The sequence below is a fragment of the uncultured Salegentibacter sp. genome (assembly GCF_963972535.1).
Taxonomy (GTDB): domain Bacteria; phylum Bacteroidota; class Bacteroidia; order Flavobacteriales; family Flavobacteriaceae; genus Salegentibacter.
This window is the reverse complement of the sequence record NZ_CAXAVR010000181.1, coordinates 1-3,259: the sequence shown is the minus strand read 5'-3', so window position 1 is coordinate 3,259 and position 3,259 is coordinate 1. Positions and strand designations below refer to the sequence as shown.

At 37.4% G+C, this 3,259-nt stretch carries 4 protein-coding genes; all 4 read left to right on the top strand.

Annotated elements, in window-relative coordinates:
- A partial coding sequence (locus AACZ30_RS13520; protein ID WP_339650013.1) for a pyrroline-5-carboxylate reductase dimerization domain-containing protein occupies positions 1-272 on the top strand: 272 nt, incomplete at its 5' end.
- Positions 273-274: 2 nt separating this feature from the next.
- Entirely contained in the window at positions 275-1,402 is a 1,128-nt protein-coding gene (locus AACZ30_RS13515; protein WP_075326425.1) for an aminotransferase class III-fold pyridoxal phosphate-dependent enzyme, read from the top strand.
- Between the two features lie 98 nt (positions 1,403-1,500).
- The gene (locus AACZ30_RS13510; RefSeq protein WP_339649919.1) at positions 1,501-2,475 is read left to right on the top strand and encodes an N-acetylornithine carbamoyltransferase; all 975 of its coding nucleotides are present in this window, start codon (positions 1,501-1,503) and stop codon (positions 2,473-2,475) included.
- 46 nt (positions 2,476-2,521) lie between these two features.
- Positions 2,522-3,259, top strand: a 738-nt coding sequence (argB, locus tag AACZ30_RS13505; protein WP_339650010.1) for an acetylglutamate kinase, incomplete at its 3' end; no start/stop codon positions are given.

The following is a 3,259-nucleotide window of genomic DNA, read 5'->3' as shown; positions in this document are numbered from 1 at the left end:
TGCGGCTTATACGCGCTACCACCCAGGGAGCGGTACAACTTGGTTTTGATGCTAAGGATGCACAGCAACTGGCTATGCAAACCTGTTTGGGAGCTTCCAGCTTGCTTATAGAGTCTGGTAAACACCCCGAAGAAGAAATTGATAAGGTGACCACACCCCGTGGTTGTACCATTGAAGGACTAAACGAAATGGAGCATAACGGTCTTAGTTCTTCTTTAATAAAAGGAATCCAGTCTTCATTTAAAAAAATAAACACAATTACAACCGAATAACTATGGACTTATTTGATGTGTATCCACTTTACGATATCACGCCGGTGAAAGGCGAGGGCACCTATGTTTTAGATAAAGACGGAAATAAATATTTAGATCTTTATGGTGGTCACGCAGTAATTTCTATTGGCCATTCTCACCCCGCTTATGTAAATGCAATTTCCAAACAAGTAAGCAAACTGGGTTTTTATTCCAATTCGGTTAAAAATCCATTACAAGAGCAACTTGCAGATAATCTGGAAAAAATTTCTGGCGTAAAAGATTATAACCTGTTTTTGTGTAATTCGGGAGCTGAGGCAAATGAAAATGCTTTAAAAGTTGCTTCTTTTCACACCGGAAAAGACAGAATTATATATTTCGAAAATGCTTTTCACGGTAGAACTTCCGGAGTAGTGGCAGTTACTGATAATGAAAATATTAAAGCTCCGTTTAATCAAAATCATAAGGCTACGAAAATAGCTTTTGAAGATTCTGAAGCTGTAGAAGCTGAATTAAAAAAAGGCGATGTTGCCGCGGTTATTTTTGAAGTGATCCAGGGTGTTGGTGGTCTGGACGAGGCTTCTTCAGAATTTTATCAAAAAACAGCTGAATTATGTAAAGAATATAATTCAGTTTTGATTGCAGACGAGGTACAATCAGGTTACGGCAGAACAGGGGATTTTTTCGCCTTTCAAAAACATAATATTCGTCCTGATATTATTTCTATTGCCAAAGGGATGGGGAACGGTTTCCCAATTGGTGGTGTTTTGATAGATAATACTATTGAAGCAAAATCGGGAATGTTGGGAACCACTTTTGGTGGAAACCATCTAGCCTGTGCCGCAGGAATATCGGTTTTGGAAGTTATTGAGAAAGAAAATTTATTGAAGAATGCGGCTGAATTATTTGAATATGTAAAAGAAAAAGCGGCTGAAATTCCCCAGATTAAAAAAATCAAAGGCCGGGGGTTAATGATTGGCCTGGAATTCGATTTTGAGATCGCACAAATTAGAAAAGAGCTTTTGTTTAAACATCAAATTTTCACCGGTGCTTCTGCAAATAAAAAACTACTACGGATCTTACCACCCTTAAATATTAAAAAAGAACATTTTGATGAGTTATTTAAAGCTTTGAAGATTGTTTTAGACTGAAAAAGCACAAGAAGCGCTTTCTAAAAAAATCGTCAAGCTGCCCGGGACAGCTTGACGAGATTGAAAACTTTTAGATCGCTTTAAAAGAAGAAAATAAAATGAAGAATTACACAGAATTATCAGATATAGAAGATTTACAGCAATTAATTACTGAAGCGCTGGAACTAAAGAGAGGCACTCCTACTTTGGAAATCGGTAAAGGAAAAACCCTTGGAATGCTATTTTTTAATCCCAGTTTACGTACGCGTTTAAGTACTGAAAAAGCGGCAAAATTATTGGGAATGGAAGTGATGGTAATGAATGCCGGAAGTGATAGCTGGAAACTGGAATTTGAAGACGGCGCGGTTATGAACTCAAATAAAGCTGAACATATCAAAGAAGCTGCTGCGGTTTTGTCACAGTATTGCGATATCATCGCGGTACGAGCATTTCCTGATCTACAGGATAAAGAAAAAGATGAAGCTGAAACAGTATTGAATAGTTTTAAAAAATATGCTTCTGTACCTGTTGTAAATCTGGAAAGTGCTACCGGTCATCCATTACAGGCACTTACCGATGCGATTACAATTTCAGAATTAAATAAAAAAGATAAGCCAAAAGTTGTGCTTAGTTGGGCGCCACATCCAAAAGCATTACCGCAAAGTGTACCCAATTCTTTTGCTGAAATTATGCAAGTTCTGGATGTTGATTTTGTGATCACCAATCCTGAAGGCTATGATTTGAATCCTGAAATCACTAAAAACATTCCTGTAATTCACAACCAGGACGAAGCTTTAAAAGAGGCCGATTTTGTGTATGTGAAAAATTGGAGCAGTTATGAAGCATATGGGCAAAAATTAAGCGAGGATAAAACCTGGACTTTTTCAGCAGAAAAATTAATGCAAACCAATAATGCAAAAGTGATGCATTGTTTGCCGGTAAGAAGAAATATGGTGATTGCTGATGAGGTTCTTGATTCAGAAAACTCGGTAGTGATTCAACAGGCGGGAAATAGAACTTTTGCCGCACAAGCTGTTTTAAAAAGGATTTTAGAAGAGAAGGTAAAGCAAACCGAATTAGGTAAAAATGCTTAACCATTGCGTAGTTTGATCTAACTTGAATTGACGGAATTAAGGAATTATGAAAAACGAAGTTTTAAAAGTTATAAAAATAGGAGGGAAGCTTATTGAAAATGAAACTAAGTTTTCAGCATTCTTGGACGATTTTGTTGCTTTAGATGGTCCCAAAATCCTGGTTCACGGTGGAGGAAACCTCGCTACCGAAATTGCAGGAAAGCTCGGTTATAAAACCCAAATGTTCGAAGGACGAAGAATCACCGATGCCGATTCAATTAAGGTGATCACTATGGTTTATGGAGGTTTCATAAATAAAAATATTGTGGCCAAACTTCAGGCACTTCAAAACAACGCCATAGGTTTAAGTGGTGCAGACGGTATGAGTATCGTTTCCAAGAAACGCCCGGTGAAGGAAGTCGATTTTGGTTTTGTAGGAGATGTGGAGAAGGTTAATTCAGAATTTATAACTTCACTTTTAGAACAAAATATCACCCCCGTTTTTTCGGCAATTTCCTGTACCACAGAAGGATTACTTTTAAATACTAATGGCGATTCTGTTGCTGCAGAAATTGCCAAAGCGATGAGTTCAATTTATATAACAGAACTTTATTTCTGTTTTGAGAAGAAAGGCGTCCTGGCCGATGCGGAAAATGATGACTCGGTAATTAAAAAAATCGACAGGGAAAAATATCAGGAATTACTGGAAGAAAAAGTAATTAGTGACGGGATGTTGCCAAAACTACATAATTGTTTTCAGGCGTTGGAAAGTGGTGTAGAAAATATATTTCTGGGAGATTTCAGG

Excerpts from the sequence above, each read along its gene's own strand:
- AACZ30_RS13515 (WP_075326425.1), top strand. The coding sequence starts at position 275 with ATGGACTTATTTGATGTGTATCCACTTTACGATATCACGCCGGTGAAA.
- AACZ30_RS13510 (WP_339649919.1), top strand. The coding sequence starts at position 1,501 with ATGAAGAATTACACAGAATTATCAGATATAGAAGATTTACAGCAATTA.